The organism is Photorhabdus sp. RW14-46, assembly GCF_963887965.1.
GTDB lineage: Bacteria > Pseudomonadota > Gammaproteobacteria > Enterobacterales > Enterobacteriaceae > Photorhabdus > Photorhabdus laumondii.
On record NZ_CAWPHH010000004.1, the window covers coordinates 100,939 to 119,229 of the forward strand.

Sequence of the window (18,291 nt, forward strand, 5' to 3'; positions counted from 1 at the left end):
CATGCAGAAGAAATCTATTTATGTCGTCTATACTGGCGGAACCATTGGGATGCAACACTCATCTCAGGGATACATCCCCGTTTCCGGGCACTTACAGCACCAATTAACAAAGATGCCCGAATTCCATCGACCGGAAATGCCCACATTCACTATCCGTGAACATCAACCATTGATCGATTCTTCTGATATGACCCCAGAAGACTGGCAATTTATCGCTGATGATATCCGAGAAAATTATCATGATTATGATGGGTTCGTGATCCTGCATGGTACGGATACAATGGCATTTACGGCTTCTGCCCTCTCCTTTATGTTCGAGAATCTGGGTAAGCCAGTCATTGTCACCGGGTCACAAATCCCGCTGGAAGCACTGCGCTCTGATGGGCAGACAAACTTGTTGAATGCGCTTTATCTTGCCGCTAATTACCCTGTTAACGAGGTCAGTCTGTTTTTCAATAATAAATTGTTTCGGGGGAACCGGACCGTCAAAGCACATGCCGACGGCTTCGATGCTTTTGCCTCACCAAACTATTCTCCATTAATGGAAGCTGGTATTAACATCAAAACCTTCAATGCATGTTCTGCCCCTGCCAATCACAGTGAATTTATTACTCATCAGATCACCCCTCAGCCCATTGGCGTAATCACCATTTACCCCGGCCTTTCCAGTCAGATTGTGAATAATATTTTGATGCAACCGGTTAAGGCGCTTATCCTACGCTCATATGGCGTCGGAAACGCACCTCAACACCCTGAATTATTAAAAGAGCTAAAACAGGCCACAGAGAGAGGGATCGTGGTGGTTAATTTGACTCAATGCATTTCTGGCCGAGTAAATATGGAAGGGTATGCAACAGGCCATGCTCTGGCTGAAGCGGGGGTGATAAGCGGCTACGATATGACTTTTGAAGCAACTTTAACCAAGTTGCACTATTTACTTAGCCAACCTTATAGCAATGAAAAAATTCGTTATTTAATGCAACAAAATTTACGTGGTGAATTAAGTTATATTGATAAATAATCAAGGAAAGAGATGAAAACAGCCCTATTACTTATTGATCTACAGAACGACTTCTGTACCGGCGGCGCTTTAGCCGTAGAAGAGAGTGAACAAGTCATTGTTGCGGCAAATCAGGCAATGGCTATTTGTCTGAAACACAATATCAGCACTATTGCCAGCCAAGACTGGCATCCTGCTGAACATATGAGCTTTGCCGTAAATTCCGGCCAGAAGATCGGTGATATCGGTCTATTAAACGGTATTCCACAAGTCTGGTGGCCGGTACACTGCGTTCAACGTCAGCATGGCGCAGATTTCCATCCACAGCTAAACAAGCAGGCAATTGTTGAAATTTTCCACAAAGGCGAAAATCCACAGATCGATAGTTACAGTGCTTTCTTTGACAACGGCCATCAGAATAAAACCCGGCTTGATGGCTGGTTGCAAACCCAGCAAATTGAACGTCTGTTTATTATTGGTATCGCCACTGACTATTGTGTGAAATTTACCGCGCTGGATGCGCTGGCATTAGGTTATGAAACCTGGGTCATTACGGATGGCTGTCGAGGGGTTAACCTGAGTCCAAATGATAGCCAATCAGCCTTAAAAGAGCTAAAAGAGCAAGGCGCTATATTGATAGAACTTGCTCAACTAGAAGATGCTCTTCTCTGATATCAATCCAAGGCGAGGCTGAGTTTTACACACTCAGCCTTTTCATACCTAATTTGCCAAAGATTATGGCTTGAATGTTGCCACCATTTTAGACCGAAAGATCGCTTTCAGTTCTTGTTTACTCTTCATCACCAACTGACCATCAGTACCAATCGTCATATGTTGCGGATCATGGTTATGCCTTGATTGCCATAGCATAATCATTTGTAAACTATTCTCTTTCTGCTCGACCGTTAGAGGCACACCATCCTGCCATTTACCCAGTTCTACTGCCTGAACCAAGCGTTGATATATTTCTGGTGTCATTACAGATAACAGATCATCCAGTTCCATTGATATTTCCTCATTATTTTTCAGAATTAGCTGAAACGATTTTTCGCATAAACTAAGATTATGGCCGCAATACTAAAAACGGTTAACCTACTGTTTTTTCGCCTGTATTTTCATCAGTAAAGCTTAATGCAGCCGAGTTGATACAAAAACGCTCTCCTGTCGGCTGCGGCCCATCAGGGAACACATGCCCCAAATGAGCGTTACAATGACCGCAACGCACCTCAATACGATGCATATTGTGACTATCATCATCAAGATACTGCACTGCATCATGAGTGGCAGGCTGGTAAAAACTCGGCCAGCCGCAACCAGAATCAAATTTAGTGCCGGACATAAATAACGGTTGCTCGCAGCACAAACAATGATACACGCCACTTTTCTTATTATGTAGCAATTTCCCTGAGAATGGCGGCTCTGTCCCGGCATTTTGGGTTACATGACGCTGAATATCAGTAAGTTCTTTATAAAGGGAAACCTCAGGATGCTTAGCCATAACGACCACCTTAATAGTAAGACTCATGTGCTCAATAAAATTGATTAATAATAACAAAAAATTAACATTGCATCAGTGAAATTTATTTTAAGCGGTTAACTGAATCTGTCTATACCCAATGGATTTCAAGAGGGATCGCGACGGTAAGGGAGCAAATCCTCGGGCGCATAGATAACAATGTGACCGGGGTGAGTGCAGCCAACAAAGAGGCAACTTGAAAGATAACGGGTATATCCTACTATATTGTGATGTGACTCGCATATCTAACCAATTAACTTTCAATATCTGTCTGCGCCTTGATAATGATGGGCGGCTCGATTGCCAGTACCCTATAGCAAGCGTCTAAATGATGAACTCAAAGCTAATGTTTTTCGGCTATTGACACGATTCCGCTTGACGGCTGGCAAGGTTTTGGTAACTTTAGTAATAATTTTTAATTCACTAAAAAATAGCTGGTGGAACACTATGACTATCAAAGTAGGTATCAACGGTTTTGGTCGTATTGGCCGTATTGTTTTCCGTGCTGCACAAGAACGTTCAGACATCGAAATCGTTGCAATCAACGATTTGCTCGACGCCAAATACATGGCTTACATGCTGAAATACGATTCAACTCACGGTCGCTTCAACGGCACTGTTGAAGTAAAAGACGGCCACCTGATTGTTAACGGCAAAGCTATCCGCGTTACAGCAGAAAGAGATCCAGCTAACCTGAAATGGAACGAAGTAGGTGTTGATGTTGTTGCAGAAGCAACAGGTATCTTCCTGACTGACGAAACTGCACGTAAGCACATTGCCGCTGGTGCGAAAAAAGTTGTTCTGACCGGTCCGTCCAAAGATGACACGCCGATGTTTGTTATGGGAGTCAACCACAAAGCTTATGCAGGCCAGGAGATCGTTTCCAATGCTTCCTGTACTACTAACTGTCTGGCACCGCTGGCTAAAGTTATCAATGATAAATTCGGCATTGTTGAAGGTCTGATGACCACTGTTCACGCAACAACGGCAACTCAGAAAACAGTTGACGGCCCTTCTGCGAAAGATTGGCGTGGTGGTCGTGGCGCTGCTCAGAATATTATCCCATCATCTACCGGCGCAGCTAAAGCTGTGGGTAAAGTTATCCCTGAACTCAATGGTAAGCTGACTGGCATGGCTTTCCGCGTTCCTACGCCTAACGTATCGGTTGTTGACCTGACTGTACGTCTGGAAAAACCCGCCACTTATCAACAAATCTGCGATGCAATCAAAGATGCGGCTGAAGGTGAACTGAAAGGCGTTTTGGGTTACACCGAAGATGATGTCGTATCTAACGATTTCAATGGTGAAAAGCTGACTTCTGTATTTGACGCAAAAGCAGGTATCGCTCTGAACGATAACTTTGTAAAACTGGTTTCCTGGTACGACAACGAAACCGGTTACTCTAACAAAGTTCTGGATCTGATTGCTCATATTTCCAAATAACTGAGTCATTACTTTGTCTGAAAAGAGCTGCCTTCCCCCGGCAGCTCTTTTATACCCGTTATCTTTCAAGTTGCCTCTTTGTTGGCTGCACTCACTCACCCCGGTCACCCGGTCACATAGTTATCTATGCTCCCGGGGATTCGCTCCCTTGCCGCCGCGATCCATCTTGAAATCCATAGGGTATATTATCGCCGTGGGTAATTAAAAACTATATGTAACACCTGTCCAAACAATACTTGAATATGACTTATTAACCATTGGACTATCTTTAATTTCACTCGGTAAACGCTCAACACGCCCCATCATAAATACAGACCACTCCTGGTTAAATTTATAATTAGCAGATAATTCCAAATAAGGAGCCCAGCTATCATCTGGGGTATATTTTTCTAGTCCGCTATGGCGTGATTCACTATCTTTAATGCCATATTCATAACGATTTTGTTTTTTACTATTCCAAACCACACCTAATCCTGGTTGTAATGACCAATCATCACTTTTAAATTCATATAAATAAGCCAGGTCAATCGTTATGCCTTTACTTTTACCCAACGTATCCGCAGCAAAAGAGCTACGCAACGTTCCCCAATCTTCAATATGACGATAGCTAAAGCCGCCCATCATAGTATCATGGCGACGATCCAGCTTTTTCATCTGCTTATCTTCATTATCTTTTGGGCGGAAATTTTGAGGATAGTAATAGACATCTAAAGATAGCTGATCTTTTGGTTGATTCCACAAATAATACCCGGCGGCTAAAGTATGAAAATAGAAATTGTCACTTTCATAATTAACCATTGGAACAAACAACACTTTATCTTTATTCTTTACCCCCTTATAAGGTGATGCCTCAGCCAAAACAGAGGCACCAATTGACCACTGTCCCGCATAAGCTAAAGATGAAGAAAGACAAAAAGCGGCGACTGTGGCTAAAATTTTAGCTTTGTTGATCATGATTAACTATTTCCTTTAAAACAATTATGCGATTAGCTATATCAAGTGTAAAAGATCATTTCTCTCATTTCCAAGTAATAACGTTCTATTTTGCCTTAAAAAGCACGATATGTTTAGCTCCCACCTAATTCTTCTGACAAAAATAGACTGATTATAGGAAACAAAGAGATATTAATTTAGCGAAAACGGTAACTTATTTCCTGCAATAATACCAAACGCTAACGACTATTTGACACTATCCCCGTTATCTTTCAAGTTGCCTCTTTGTTGACTGCACTCACTCACCCCGGTCACATAGTTACATAGTTACCTATGCTCCCGGGGATTCGCTCCCTTGCCGTCGCGATGCACCTCAAAATCCATAGGGTATAGATACCGGGACCCGATTTGCCAATGCGCACAATAATTCATAGCCAATTGTTCCAGAGCTCTCCGCCACATCATCCACCGGTAAATTTTGCCCCCACAATTCAACAGGGCTGCCAATTTGGGCCTGCGGACAAGGCGTTAAATCCACCGATAACATATCCATTGATACCGTACCTAATACTTGGGTCCTAACGCCATCAACAATAATCGGTGTTCCCGTCATGGCACAACGGGGATAACCATCAGCATAGCCACAGGCGACGGTACCGACTCGCATAGGGCCTGGCGCTGTATATTCACTGCCATAACCTATTTTATCTCCTGCCTTGAGATTCTGAATAGCAATAATCTCACTTTGCAGACTCATCACCGCTTTCAACCCAATATCGGCAATATCTTTCCACTTTCCACTGGGTGAGGCACCATAAAGCACGATACCGGGACGTACCCAATCTCTATGAGTTTGTGGATACCACAAGGAAGCGGCTGAATTCGCCAAACATTGAGAAATATCCAATCCCTGACTCACCGAATGAATAACGTTAAGTTGTTCAGTAACGCTGATCTCCTTATTATCCTTATCCGCATTCGCAAAATGTGACATTAACGTTATTTGCCCAATTTGCCGGATCCCTCTTGCTAATAATAAAACCGCGCTATATTGATCCGCAGGAAATCCCAATCGATTCATACCGCTGTTGAGTTTGAGATAAATATTGATGGGTTTACTCAAATTGGCCGCTTCTATTGCTTCAAGTTGCCAATGGCTATGCACCACCGTTGTCAACTGATATTCATCAATTATTGGCAAATCTTCGGGTTTGAAAAACCCTTCCAATAGTAAGATTGCACCCTGCCACCCCTGCTCCCGCAATAAAATCGCTTCATGAAAATCAAGTAAAGCAAACCCATCAGCCTGATCAAGAGACCGCCATATACAATGCAGACCATGCCCATAAGCATTTGCTTTAACAACAGCCCAGATTTTACTATTACCGACCTTATTACGAATAATCGCCAAATTATTTTCCAATGCATCAAGATGGATCGTTGCCGAAATCGGACGTGGCATATTCTATTAGCCTCTCAGTTCAGTATGTAATTGATGGCTAAATGGCACCAATTTTGTATTAAAACCATTAACATAACGAAATACGGATAAATCATCAGATGCAATAGCAGGCTTTTTACCCGAAATAATATCCGCCAGTAATTGACTGGAACCGCATGCCATTGTCCATCCCAATGTACCATGCCCTGTATTTAGGTAGAGATTGTGATATTCAGTCGGACCAACAATTGGCGTACCATCTGGCGTCATTGGACGTAATCCTGTCCAAAAATGAGTCTGAGTAATATCGCCACCACCTGGATAAAGGTCTTGCACCACCATTTTCAATGTTTCATGACGTGCTTTAAGCAGATTCAAATTGAAACCGACAACTTCTGCCATTCCACCCACACGAATACGGTTATCAAACCGGGTAATCGCAATTTTGTATGTTTCATCCAATGCAGTAGATACCGGAGCCCGTTCCGCATCGACAATAGGCATAGTTAATGAATAACCTTTCAGTGGATATACCGGAATTTTGACAAGACCTTTCAGTAATTCAGTGGAATAAGCTCCCATTGCAACAACATAATTGTCTGCTGTCATAACACCATCTTCGCACTGGACGCCGATAACCCGATGCCCTTCCACCAATAACTGTTTGACCTGTTTATTAAACAAAAACGTTACACCTGCCGCTTCTGCCATTTTTACCAACTCTTTGGTAAAAAGCTGGCAATCACCCGTTTCGTCGTTCGGTAATTGTAAGCCCCCCGTCAATTTGTGAGCGGCATGCGCCAATGCCGGCTCTACTGTCGCGAGTTTATCTGCCGTTAATAAATTGTAAGGAACACCTTCCTGTTCAAGAACAGCGATGTCATTCACCGCATTATCAAACTGCTTATTGGTGCGGAATAACTGAAGCGTGCCTCTCTGACGCCCTTCGTATTGAATACCCGTATCAGCCCTCAACTGTTTGATACAGTCACGACTGTACTCTGCCAATCGTACCATCCGGCTCTTATTTATCGCATAGTGACTTGCATCACAATTACGCAACATCTGCCACATCCAGCGTAACTGAAACAGCGATCCATCCGGACGAATAGCCAATGGAGCATGACGTTGAAACATCCACTTAATCGCTTTCAATGGAATACCCGGCGCTCCCCACGGGGTTGCGTATCCCGGTGAGATCTGCCCGGCATTCGCCGCACTGGTTTCCTCAGCAGCACTTCCCTGGCGATCAATGACAGTGACTTCATGACCTTGCTGTACCAAATACCAGGCACTGGTTACACCAATAACACCACTACCTAAAATAAGGATTTTCATCATGGCCCCCGGACAATTTAAAATTTTAGGCAAGCATAATATGCTGTTTATAAAAAACCAATATAGAACAATCATCGGTCACGTCAATAATCTATATTTATGATTTGGATCACAATTAGATTACATTTATGCAACAGACTTATTTATGATTTATACATAACCAAGTTATGAAAATTAATATTAAAATCATAAAATTAAGATAATAATTACGATATGAGCCGCAGGCTAATTATTTCATATCAAGTCATTATTCAGCGTTTTTCGGTGAAAAAAATGAATCAATTAAACAACCACAAGATACCAATAACCATCAATTAATCGAAATAAAAACCCAAACAAAAACCAAAAAATCAGAATAATACTCTGAAATAGAGACATTAACGATTGGCTGGAGATGGAATGAAAAAAAAGAAACAAAATGCCCGGTACAGAACATTCTGCACCGGGTCAATTTAAAATAATGTTGATTTGAAACTAACTGCCTATCCCAATAGAGCTATTTTATTTGCCATTTTGAACCTGGGCAGTGCTCAAAATCCTCACGTACTACGTGTACGCTCCGGTTTTTCCGCGCTGTCCGTGTTCAAACTGTCTGCAACAATTACGCCTATTGAGATAGGCTCTAATAGATCGGATAACGCCTGGAATTAAGTAAAAATACTAACGAGATATCAGCGATACACTTCAGACAAATCACTTGGCATCGTACTTTGCATACTGTGCCAAATGACACCACTCTCTTTACCATAGTTACGTACACATTCCATGACGTTATCGTAAGATTCATCACGACATAATATCACCAATTGCTGATAAAAATTCAGCGCCAATTTACGCGCCTCAGGATTAGAAAAGTAATAACGCCCTATACGGGTATATAGCCCTTTCAACCCATTGATAATAAGGCCGTAAATTGGATTACCTGAAGCAAAAGCTAAACCACGGAAAATATCATAATCTAGCATACTAAATGACTCTGAATTATCTTCCACATGCTCCTTTTCTGCCAGTACTTCCAATGAGTTACCCGGATTATGCTTAAAAGCCGTGCGAATAAATATCGCTGCAATATTCGTTCTCACCGCCAGTAGATTATCAATCAACTCAGGAACGCGATCGTGATCAAGACGGGCCAGAGTCTCTAAAATATTAAGACCCGATGTTTCCCAAAAGTTATTCACTTTTGTTGGTTTGCCATGCTGAATTGTTAACCATCCATCACGTGCCAAACGCTGCAATACTTCACGCAGGGTGGTCCTTGTCACACCAATTAACTCAGATAATTCACGTTCTGCCGGAAGAATAGAGCCTGGAGGAAAACGGCCGTTCCATATACTCTCAATAATATACTCTTCCGCAAAACCTGCGGGACTTTGAGCCTTAATGACCATATTTTTATTATTCCAACGTGATTTTTCCAACTAATAATAGATGAAATTATATCAGAATACGCAACTTCAATATAGCTATGTAGTCTAGAAAGCGTAAAGGCGGTCATGAAAAAAAGCGTACTCATGCTTAGTTATGCCTCATTTCCCTTAAAACATTCTGTATAAAAGCGTACTATTGTTTAAAGAACACGATTTTACGAATTTAGAGGAACTTTAATTGCAATGGAAACCAGTATCCTAAAAACAGCGGTAAAAAACTTTCTCGGCAACTCGCCAGATTGGTATAAGCTCGCTATCATCATCTTTCTCATCATCAACCCATTGATATTCTTTTTTATTAATCCATTTGTCGCAGGCTGGCTGCTTGTTATCGAATTTATCTTTACGTTAGCAATGGCACTTAAATGTTACCCGTTACAACCGGGTGGCCTGTTGGCAATTGAAGCGGTCATCATCGGCATGACCTCCCCGCAACAAGTTGGTCATGAAATTGCTAATAACTTGGAAGTTGTACTGTTACTGATATTTATGGTCGCAGGAATTTACTTTATGAAGCAATTACTATTATTTGCTTTCACTAAACTCCTGCTCTCCATAAAATCTAAGCGTATGCTTGCCTTAGCATTCTGCCTAGCCAGCGCATTCCTGTCAGCATTTCTTGATGCCCTGACAGTTATCGCGGTAGTTATTAGTGTTTCCCTTGGCTTCTATTCTATCTACAACAACTTCATTACTGATCAGAATGATGTCATTAACGCTAAACATGACGACCACATTGATACAGCAAAAAAGAAACAAACTCTTGAACAGTTTCGCGCTTTTTTGCGCAGTCTCATGATGCATGCAGGGGTAGGCACTGCACTTGGTGGTGTGATGACGATGGTAGGAGAACCCCAAAATCTGATTATCGCCAAAAACGTTAATTGGGATTTTGTCACCTTCTTTATTCGCATGGCTCCAATTACCCTACCTGTCTTTATCTGCGGGCTACTAGTCTGTTTTCTGGTCGAACACTTTAAACTGTTCGGTTATGGTACAGAATTGCCAGAACGCGTCCGACAGGTATTGGAAGATTACGATAAAAAAACCAGCGCAAAACGAACACATAAAGAAAAAGCACAGCTTATTGCTCAAGCGCTAATCGGTATATGGCTCATTGTCGCGCTGGCGTTTCATCTGGCAGAAGTTGGTCTGATTGGCCTTTCCGTCATTATTCTAACCACGTCGTTCTGTGGTATTACCGAAGAACATGCACTGGGTAAGGCATTTGAAGAGGCACTACCGTTCACGGCATTACTGACTGTATTCTTTTCTATCGTTGCCGTCATTGTTGACCAGCAACTGTTTACGCCATTTATTCAGTTCGTATTACAGGTTTCTGAAACTTCTCAACTTTCCCTGTTCTATCTATTCAATGGCTTACTCTCATCAGTATCAGATAACGTATTTGTCGGTACGGTTTATATCAATGAAGCAAGAACTGCGATGCAAGAGGGCCTGATTTCACATAAACAATTTGAATATCTGGCTGTTGCGATTAATACCGGCACAAACCTGCCTTCCGTTGCCACACCTAACGGACAAGCTGCATTTCTATTCCTGTTGACGTCGACATTATCGCCATTGATTCGTTTATCTTATGGCCGCATGGTGATAATGGCACTACCTTATACCATTGTCATGACGCTGGTCGGTTTGCTGTGTGTAGAATTTCTGCTAATTCCAGTCACTGACATGATGGTTCATTGGGGCCTAATTGCTTTGCCATAACCAGCAATAATTCATTTTATAGCATTAACCAGCCAATGCCGTATTGAGCAATGATAACGCTCAATACGGCATTATTTTTCCCCGAAAAAGCCAAATTTACCTTAATTGACTTTTTTTGTTACCTGTAAATCGGCAAAATAGGCGCTCAATTATTTATCTTAATCTGCATGGAAAAACGGAAATGATGCGATTTTTGAACCACTGTTCTCAAGGACGAAGCGCATGGCTGTTAATGATTTTGACTGCCCTGATACTAGAAAGCTCGGCATTATATTTTCAACATGTGATGAAATTACAACCCTGTGTGATGTGTATTTATGAGCGGGTTGCTCTGTTTGGTGTGTTGAGCGCTGGGATATTAGGTGTAATCGCACCAAAAACGCCGTTACGCTGGCTGGCTATTATTTTGTGGATCTACAGTGCCTGGGGTGGCCTGCAACTCGCATGGCAACATACTATGATGCAGTTGCACCCTTCTCCATTTAATACCTGTGATTTCTTCGTAAACTTCCCTTCATGGTTGGCGTTAAACCAATGGCTTCCTTCTGTATTCGAAGCTACAGGTGATTGTTCAGTAAGACAGTGGCAATTCCTGACATTAGAGATGCCACAATGGCTAGTCGGTATTTTTGCTGCTTACCTAGTGGTTGCTGCATTAGTATTAATCAGCCAATTTTTTAGCCGTAAATAATTTCCAACTTAGATAGTTGAAATAGTTGAAAATGATTGTCTGATGAATCAAATATATACCCAATGGATTTCAAGATGCATCGCGACGGCAAGGGAGCGAATCCCCGGGAGCATAGATAACTATGTGACCGGGGTGAGTGAGTGCAGCCAACAAAGAAGCAACTTGAAAGATGACAGGTATACTCACAGAATCATGCCCAAGGCTGCCTTTCCAACGGCATGTTTCTGCTCATATCAGTTGCTTGATTTCTACCTCACCTTTCAACTTGACGCACAAGAACCTTGCAACAATGCCCTTTCATCACAACGCTTACCATTTGCCAACTGGCAAACAGGTATTTGCGCACCATTTAATTGTATTGCTAATGCAGGCATGCCACCTACATAAGAACAGATTGCTCTGGCATTATCCCTAAGAGCAACTGCCGGTTGAGAATTTTCCGGTTGAGAGTATTGTATCCCCTGATATTGAGTCGCTGTTTTCCCTGTCTGGCGACTACAACCCGCTAATACAGCAATACTAAAGAGGACTCCTAATAACACTGTCTGGAATCCTTTCTTATTACTGGCATTTAACATATCTCTTCTCCAGAAAACGATTCAGGGAAAACAGGAGCACCGTTAATTGTTAATTAATGTGCACTGCTGTTAGAAAGCAGGTTTATTACCATTACACCGGCAACAATAAGAGCCATACCTAAAATAGCCGCCCAATCCAGCTTCTGTTGATATAAAAATATCGCGGCAATAGAAACCAACACAATACCCAAGCCAGACCATATGGCGTAAGCAATTCCTAATGGCACAACTTTGACCACCTGAGATAACCCCCAGAAAGCGATACCGTATCCAACAATGACCAGTATAGAAGGGAATAATTTACTAAACCCATCAGAGGCTTTTAATGAAGCCGTTGCGATAACCTCAGCAACAATTGCCATTGCTAAATATACAAATCCATTCATATCCTAACTCTCTATAGTAGAAAAAATAAATCGACCAACATTAATAGACAAAAACGGATTGAATTTATCACAAACGCTTTAAGGTGTAACGTAACAAAATTGATATATTTCGTTCCTTAAATCCAATTCAAACCTTATTTACCCCCTGCTTAAGAAGTACCACTCAGGCAGGAAAATCGTTGGAGCGATTTTACAGAGAATATGGAAAAGTGCTAACGATAGGTTCCAGCTTTGAGATTTAGATCAGAATCATTCGCCGATACCCTTTAGGATTTCTAAGAAAACATAGCACTGTAGAATTAAAAACGTGTACATTTATAAGCTAAAAATAATCTTATCATTTGATTAAGCAATGATGGTGACGAAACGATAAGGAAGTTATGTTGTCCAACGTTGAGCCAACATATGTTACTCTTGGCGCAACAACTGAAAGATTAGCTGCTGGAATTTGCATGGCCGGGTGGTTATATGGATAGTAAAGGAGGAAAATGGCTTATTAAACTTATTGTTAAATATTCAATGGGATATTAATATGAATAGCATCATTATATCAATAGCAATATACTTACTTTTAAAAACACGCTTAGCTATTAAATGAAAACTAAGCGTATATACCCTATTGATTTCAAGATGCATCGCGGCGGCAAGGGAGCGAATCCCCGGGAGCATAGATAACTATGTGACCGGGGTGAGTGAGTGCGGCCAACAAAGAGGCAACTTGAAAGATAACGGGTATAAACTGTATTTATCAATAAACCATCTCATCCCAAATGCAATATCCTGATGTTCCCGCCATATGATGCCGACAAGTAATATTAACATACTGAACTGAAATAACTTCCTCCGGCTGGCCGTTATTATCATTAATAACATGCGGACAATTAACATTTAAATCACAAATTTTTGCCCCGGTGAGCAAGATGGAATAAAAAAGTTCCTGTGAACCTATTTGAGAAGTCCGATAAATATCAAATGTCAACTCCAGTCTTTCATGATTAGCTGCCGCTATCATTAACAATGGGGAAGATTTATCTAATAGTTTAATGAAGTTTACCGGCTGATAATTAACATTCTGAGCAACTGTCAGACCATGATTGAATTGCAACACCATAATTTGATTTTCATGTCCATGCTGATACCGATTACCAATGGAATCCAAAGTCGAACATCCTTGAGAAATAAGCCCCTGAGATTCACCTTTTATCGTCACATAAATCATATTTGCCATAACTATACCTACTTAATTTACCTTATGTTCAAGTTCTCATTCTGAGTTATTTTCCTTTGATTTCAATAAAATAATTGTAATTTCCATAAGATAATTGTAACAAATTGTTAATTATCTTATATAAATGTAAATATTGAAGGCTCGTAGTCAGACCAAATATATAAACAAATTTCCATTCACTATTACTATCCTTTAGCAAAGAAAAAACTGCAAATTAATCAATATCAACCGAAAACATCAGATTGAATTTATACATCACCGACTCCCTATAAATTCTCACTCTGTAAAGATTAGAAACCCATTTATTATATGTTGAAAATAATCCGATTATCTGATTAAGTTATGTCATCTAACGTCAGGCCAACATGTTAAAAGCTACCACAGGAACAAATAGAGTATTTATGAAAAGAAACATTCAACCCGGTTTCTGTGTCGTACAGCAACCTGGAGGATTAAGTTTTCAAGCCAGTCTGTTATTCAGCCATTCAAATAGCGAAGCGGCTCGCTATTTTATGGCATTAAATTCAAATTACCGATTCCTGAAACCGGGGCAAATTCTGCTGGTGGCAGATCCAGACTCTTATAATCCGCCCCACATGATACAGCTATTAAGACAATCTCAGTATCAGGTCAACCAATCCGTTTCAGCTCTGCCTAATGAATCCGCAGCATTTTTGCATCGTCATTTTGGTCTGTTTCACTATGTACTGGATCAGGGAGGAACCTTAGTTGGCACCGCATCGTCACTGGGTGATACTTATTTCTCCCAAATCAAAAAAAATCTGTCAAAGTTACAGAAGCTTTATCAAAGAGAATATCGGTTAAATGGGCTAAACCGAAAATTTGCCAGTCCCGAGTTTTATGTAGAAAGACAACTGATTATGGGTAACCTAAAGGGATTATTAAATAAAGTTGGCCGACTCTCTTTGAAAATCGATCAACATCCTAATTTAAAACATGCGCTAAAGTTATCAACCAAAGCCATTGCTCACCAATGGGATAAAGCAGGGATTGGCGCAATAAAGGGATATAGTCAAACAATTTTACAAAGTGAAAAAATGATTAAATGGATGAAATATGGTGGCCGGGTTGCCATTGGTCTGGATTTTGTTGATACCACCGGGCAGGTTATTGATGCCTGTAATTATGGGCAAGCAGGAAAATGTGAAAAAGTAACCATCAAGGAATATAGTAAATTTGCTGGTAGAACAGGAGGTGGGATAGCCGTAGGATATGGTGGCAGTATAGCAGCAGGAGCAGCATGTGTTGCCCTTGGGTTTGCAACTGAAGGATTAGCTGTTGGAATTTGCATGGCGGGCGGCGGTTTAACTGGTGGGGCTATAGGTAGCTATGGATTTGAGAAGACTATGGGATTTTTCGCGGATATATTTATAGAGCATTTTTTATGAGCATATTAGATCTAATAACCATTATCTCCGTTATTTTTTTCTTCTTATTTTTAATTATATCAATAATTATTTACAAAATAAATCAAAAAAAGATGGATAAAATTATTGATTTATATATGGAAAAAGGTTTTTGCTTATCAACAGCAGCATACATTGGTCATTCTATAGGTATTCATGGTCAGATTCATCCTGCCGTATTTTTCTATAAATTATTAACAGGGAAAAGAATAAGGATAAATAGACCTGATAGTAAATATATGCCACAAGAATCTTATGATTTCATTCAAAACTTACCCTCCAATTTGACCCACTGGATAAAAATATATTTCATCACCATTAATATAAGTTTTATATCCTTCTTTATATCAACAGTAACGGCTTTATGTCATAAATACTCTTATATTTTTAACTGAATTCAACTTAAAATACGCACTAAAATTCGGAGATCAAATTAAGAATAAAAATGGAAAATGTAATGGGTAAATCTGCTATTGAGTATTTTTTTGGATATGAATATGCACAGAGTAATTCCTCTTATTGTTATTATCTCTTAATCAGTTTATTATCTTTCGCTATTGGAATAGTATTTCTTACATATGATAAATATATCTTGCCGTTTTTTAATTAAGAATTTTTTAGAAGAACACGTAGCCAGGAAGGCTATAGGTAACTATGGATTTGAGAAAACTGCGGAATTTACTGTAGATTTTTTTATAGGAAATTAACTATGAGCATATTAGATTTGATAATGACAATATGTCTTTTCTTATCTCTTTTATTTTTGGTTATATCAATAGCCATTTATAAAATAAATCAAAAAAAGATGGATAAAATTATTGAATTATATATAGAAGAAGGATTTTATTTACCAACAGGCATAACAATACAACGCTTCGGAAGGATGCGTGATCAGTTTCAAGTCGTTATGTTCTTCTACAGGCTGTTAACTGGAAAAAAAATGAAAAAAAATCATCCTGATAGCAAATATATGCACCAAGAATCTTATGATTTTATTCAAAATCTACCCTCCAGCTTAACTCATTGGATAAAAATATATATCATTACCACTTATATAGGTGCAGCATTTTCTCTCATATCAACAATAATAATCTTAATTCAAAAGTATTATTAATCGTGCTAAACCTAATATCAATAGCTATTTACAAGATAAATCAGCGCAACATCAATAAAATCATTGAATTATATACAGAAGCTGGACTTTATATGTCAGAACGAGCAAAAATGAGCTATTTTTTAATTAAGATTTTTTTAGAAAAACACTTAGCTAGCTATGCTATGGATTAGAGAAGACTATGGGATTTTTCGCAGATCTATTTATAGAGCATTTATTATGAAAATATTAGACCTAATAACCATCATTTCCGTTATTTTTCTCTTCTTTTTTTTCATTATATCAATAACTATTTACAAAATAAACCAAAGTAAAATGGATAAAATTATTGAATCATATATAGGAAAAGGACTTTATTTATCAGCAGGCGTAAAGCTGGGCCGTTTTTTGGGTGTTTATGGTCAGTATCAGGTTGCGATATTTTTTTATATGCTACTCACTGGAAGAAGAATGAGAATCAATGAAAAGGATAGCAAATATATGTATCAAGAATCTTATAACTTTATTCAAAACCTACCTTCCAGTTTAACTCATTGGATAAAGATATATTTCATCACCATTAATATAAGTTTTATATCTTTTTTTATATCAACAGTAACGGCTTTATGTCATAAATACTCTTATATTTTTAACTGAATTCAACTCAAAATACGCACTAAAATTTGGAGATCAAATTAAGAATAAAAATGGAAAATGTAATGGGTAAATCTGCTATTGAGTATTTTTTTGGAGATGAATATGCACAGAGTAATTCCTCTTATTGTTATTATCTCTTAATCAGTTTATTATCTTTCGCTATTGGAATAGTATTTCTTACATATGATAAATATATCTTGCCGTTTTTTAATTAAGAATTTTTTAGAAGAACACGTAGCCAGGAAGGCTATAGGTAACTATGGATTTGAGAAAACTGCGGAATTTACTGTAGATTTTTTTATAGGAAATTAACTATGAGCATATTAGATTTGATAATGACAATATGTCTTTTCTTATCTCTTTTATTTTTGGTTATATCAATAGCCATTTATAAAATAAATCAAAAAAAGATGGATAAAATTATTGAATTATATATAGAAGAAGGATTTTATTTACCAACAGGCATAACAATACAACGCTTCGGAAGGATGCGTGATCAGTTTCAAGTCGTTATGTTCTTCTACAGGCTGTTAACTGGAAAAAAAATGAAAAAAAATCATCCTGATAGCAAATATATGCACCAAGAATCTTATGATTTTATTCAAAATCTACCCTCCAGCTTAACTCATTGGATAAAAATATATATCATTACCACTTATATAGGTGTAGCATTTTCTCTCATATCAACAATAATAACCTTAATTCAAAAACATTATTCATTGTGCTAAACCTATACCCTATGGATTTCAAGATGCATCGCGGCGGCAAGGGAGCGAATCCCCGGGAGCATAGATAACGATGTGACCGGGGTGAGTGAGTGCAGCCAACAAAGAGGCAACTTGAAAGATAACGGGTATATTTAAGAGTTTTAATAAACATCAAATATCAGTTCCAGTTTTTCACGGCTAACAACCCGCTATCATTAGCAATAGGGAAGATTTATCTAATAGTTTAATAAAGTTTACCGGCTGATAATTGACATTCTGAATAACAGCCAGACCATGATTGAATTGCAACACCGTAATTTGATTTTCATCTCCATTCTGATATCGGTTATCAACAGAATTTAGAGTATGAGCGATCCTCATTTTCCATACAGAAAAAACTATTAATTGATCAGCATTAACAGGTAAAAATAAGCGGAATCTATCACAAACTCTTTTAAGGTGTCAGGCCATAAAAATGGTATACTCCTTCCCCTAAATCCCATTTAAACATTATCTACGAGTGTCCGTGGTGGATCAAAAACAACAATATAATCTGAACAAATTACAGAAGCGTTTACGCCGTGATGTCGGTCAAGCAATCGCTGATTTCAATATGATTGAGGAAGGCGATCGTATTATGGTCTGCCTTTCTGGTGGTAAAGACAGCTATACCCTGCTATCTATCCTGCAAA

Annotated in this window: 20 protein-coding genes and 1 pseudogene; 12 read left to right on the plus strand and 9 right to left on the minus strand. The window is 39.2% G+C overall.

All coding sequences use genetic code 11. From position 1 onward, the window contains the following. Position 1: 1 nt before the first annotated feature. Together ansA and pncA are read left to right on the plus strand one after the other, a co-directional pair. Positions 2-1,021 carry an asparaginase gene (ansA, locus tag AACQ38_RS05185; RefSeq protein ID WP_165577607.1) on the plus strand — a complete coding sequence of 340 codons (1,020 nt, stop codon included), beginning with the start codon at positions 2-4 and terminating at the stop codon, positions 1,019-1,021. Between the two features lie 12 nt (positions 1,022-1,033). After that, positions 1,034-1,672 carry a bifunctional nicotinamidase/pyrazinamidase gene (pncA, locus tag AACQ38_RS05190; protein ID WP_011146778.1) on the plus strand — a complete coding sequence of 213 codons (639 nt, stop codon included), beginning with the start codon at positions 1,034-1,036 and terminating at the stop codon, positions 1,670-1,672. Positions 1,673-1,735: 63 nt separating this feature from the next. On the opposite strand, the gene AACQ38_RS05195 is transcribed toward pncA, so the two are convergent. Next, positions 1,736-2,005 (minus strand): YeaC family protein, encoded by a 270-nt coding sequence (locus AACQ38_RS05195; protein WP_011146779.1) that lies wholly within the window; start codon positions 2,003-2,005, stop codon positions 1,736-1,738. A gap of 82 nt (positions 2,006-2,087) precedes the next feature. After that, a complete protein-coding gene (gene msrB / locus AACQ38_RS05200; protein WP_011146780.1) occupies positions 2,088-2,498 on the minus strand; it encodes a peptide-methionine (R)-S-oxide reductase MsrB in 411 nt (136 codons plus the stop codon). Between the two features lie 465 nt (positions 2,499-2,963). On the opposite strand from msrB, the gene gapA reads away from it, so the two are divergent. After that, positions 2,964-3,959 carry a glyceraldehyde-3-phosphate dehydrogenase gene (gapA, locus tag AACQ38_RS05205; RefSeq protein ID WP_011146781.1) on the plus strand — a complete coding sequence of 332 codons (996 nt, stop codon included), beginning with the start codon at positions 2,964-2,966 and terminating at the stop codon, positions 3,957-3,959. A gap of 201 nt (positions 3,960-4,160) precedes the next feature. On the opposite strand, the gene AACQ38_RS05210 is transcribed toward gapA, so the two are convergent. The 4 genes from AACQ38_RS05210 to fadR all read right to left on the minus strand — a co-directional run bounded on the left by AACQ38_RS05210 (position 4,161) and on the right by fadR (position 9,062). Further along, a complete protein-coding gene (locus tag AACQ38_RS05210) occupies positions 4,161-4,913 on the minus strand; it encodes a MipA/OmpV family protein (protein WP_011146782.1) in 753 nt (250 codons plus the stop codon). A gap of 352 nt (positions 4,914-5,265) precedes the next feature. Further along, complete coding sequence (gene dadX / locus AACQ38_RS05215; protein WP_165577609.1) at positions 5,266-6,354, minus strand: catabolic alanine racemase DadX; 1,089 nt, start codon at positions 6,352-6,354, stop codon at positions 5,266-5,268. A gap of 6 nt (positions 6,355-6,360) precedes the next feature. After that, the gene (locus AACQ38_RS05220) at positions 6,361-7,671 is read right to left on the minus strand and encodes a D-amino acid dehydrogenase (RefSeq protein WP_165577610.1); all 1,311 of its coding nucleotides are present in this window, start codon (positions 7,669-7,671) and stop codon (positions 6,361-6,363) included. Positions 7,672-8,342: 671 nt separating this feature from the next. After that, entirely contained in the window at positions 8,343-9,062 is a 720-nt protein-coding gene (fadR, locus tag AACQ38_RS05225; protein ID WP_109791603.1) for a fatty acid metabolism transcriptional regulator FadR, read from the minus strand. A 222-nt stretch (positions 9,063-9,284) separates the two neighbouring features. On the opposite strand from fadR, the gene nhaB reads away from it, so the two are divergent. After that, on the plus strand, positions 9,285-10,832 hold the full coding sequence (gene nhaB / locus AACQ38_RS05230) for a sodium/proton antiporter NhaB (RefSeq protein ID WP_165577612.1): 1,548 nt from the start codon (positions 9,285-9,287) through the stop codon (positions 10,830-10,832). Positions 10,833-11,013: 181 nt separating this feature from the next. After that, positions 11,014-11,523 carry a disulfide bond formation protein DsbB gene (gene dsbB / locus AACQ38_RS05235; protein WP_011146787.1) on the plus strand — a complete coding sequence of 170 codons (510 nt, stop codon included), beginning with the start codon at positions 11,014-11,016 and terminating at the stop codon, positions 11,521-11,523. Between the two features lie 260 nt (positions 11,524-11,783). Here dsbB and AACQ38_RS05240 read toward each other — a convergent pair whose 3' ends face one another. Together AACQ38_RS05240 and AACQ38_RS05245 are read right to left on the minus strand one after the other, a co-directional pair. Beyond that, complete coding sequence (locus tag AACQ38_RS05240; RefSeq protein WP_011146788.1) at positions 11,784-12,101, minus strand: putative hemolysin; 318 nt, start codon at positions 12,099-12,101, stop codon at positions 11,784-11,786. A 53-nt stretch (positions 12,102-12,154) separates the two neighbouring features. Further along, a complete protein-coding gene (locus tag AACQ38_RS05245) occupies positions 12,155-12,487 on the minus strand; it encodes a DMT family transporter (protein ID WP_011146789.1) in 333 nt (110 codons plus the stop codon). A 619-nt stretch (positions 12,488-13,106) separates the two neighbouring features. On the opposite strand from AACQ38_RS05245, the gene AACQ38_RS05250 reads away from it, so the two are divergent. Then, entirely contained in the window at positions 13,107-13,271 is a 165-nt protein-coding gene (locus tag AACQ38_RS05250; RefSeq protein ID WP_158538202.1) for a hypothetical protein, read from the plus strand. Here AACQ38_RS05250 and AACQ38_RS05255 read toward each other — a convergent pair. Then, positions 13,236-13,715, minus strand: a complete 480-nt coding sequence (locus AACQ38_RS05255; protein WP_011146791.1) for an Hcp family type VI secretion system effector — start codon at positions 13,713-13,715, stop codon at positions 13,236-13,238. The genes AACQ38_RS05250 and AACQ38_RS05255 overlap by 36 nt on opposite strands. 401 nt (positions 13,716-14,116) lie before the next feature. Here AACQ38_RS05255 and AACQ38_RS05260 point away from each other — a divergent pair, with 401 nt between their 5' ends. The 6 genes and pseudogenes from AACQ38_RS05260 to AACQ38_RS05285 form a co-directional block, all read left to right on the plus strand. Beyond that, entirely contained in the window at positions 14,117-15,124 is a 1,008-nt protein-coding gene (locus tag AACQ38_RS05260) for a hypothetical protein (RefSeq protein ID WP_011146792.1), read from the plus strand. After that, positions 15,121-15,537, plus strand: a complete 417-nt coding sequence (locus tag AACQ38_RS05265) for a hypothetical protein (protein WP_165577614.1) — start codon at positions 15,121-15,123, stop codon at positions 15,535-15,537. Before AACQ38_RS05260 ends, AACQ38_RS05265 begins: the two co-directional genes overlap by 4 nt. 314 nt (positions 15,538-15,851) lie before the next feature. Continuing rightward, positions 15,852-16,256, plus strand: a complete 405-nt coding sequence (locus tag AACQ38_RS05270) for a hypothetical protein (RefSeq protein ID WP_165577615.1) — start codon at positions 15,852-15,854, stop codon at positions 16,254-16,256. A 219-nt stretch (positions 16,257-16,475) separates the two neighbouring features. Next, positions 16,476-16,892 (plus strand): hypothetical protein, encoded by a 417-nt coding sequence (locus AACQ38_RS05275; RefSeq protein WP_165577616.1) that lies wholly within the window; start codon positions 16,476-16,478, stop codon positions 16,890-16,892. A 314-nt stretch (positions 16,893-17,206) separates the two neighbouring features. Next, positions 17,207-17,620: a hypothetical protein gene (locus AACQ38_RS05280; protein WP_165577617.1), complete on the plus strand. Its 414-nt coding sequence runs from the start codon at positions 17,207-17,209 to the stop codon at positions 17,618-17,620. 499 nt (positions 17,621-18,119) lie between these two features. Further along, positions 18,120-18,291, plus strand: a pseudogene (locus AACQ38_RS05285) (tRNA 2-thiocytidine(32) synthetase TtcA); the annotation flags it as partial.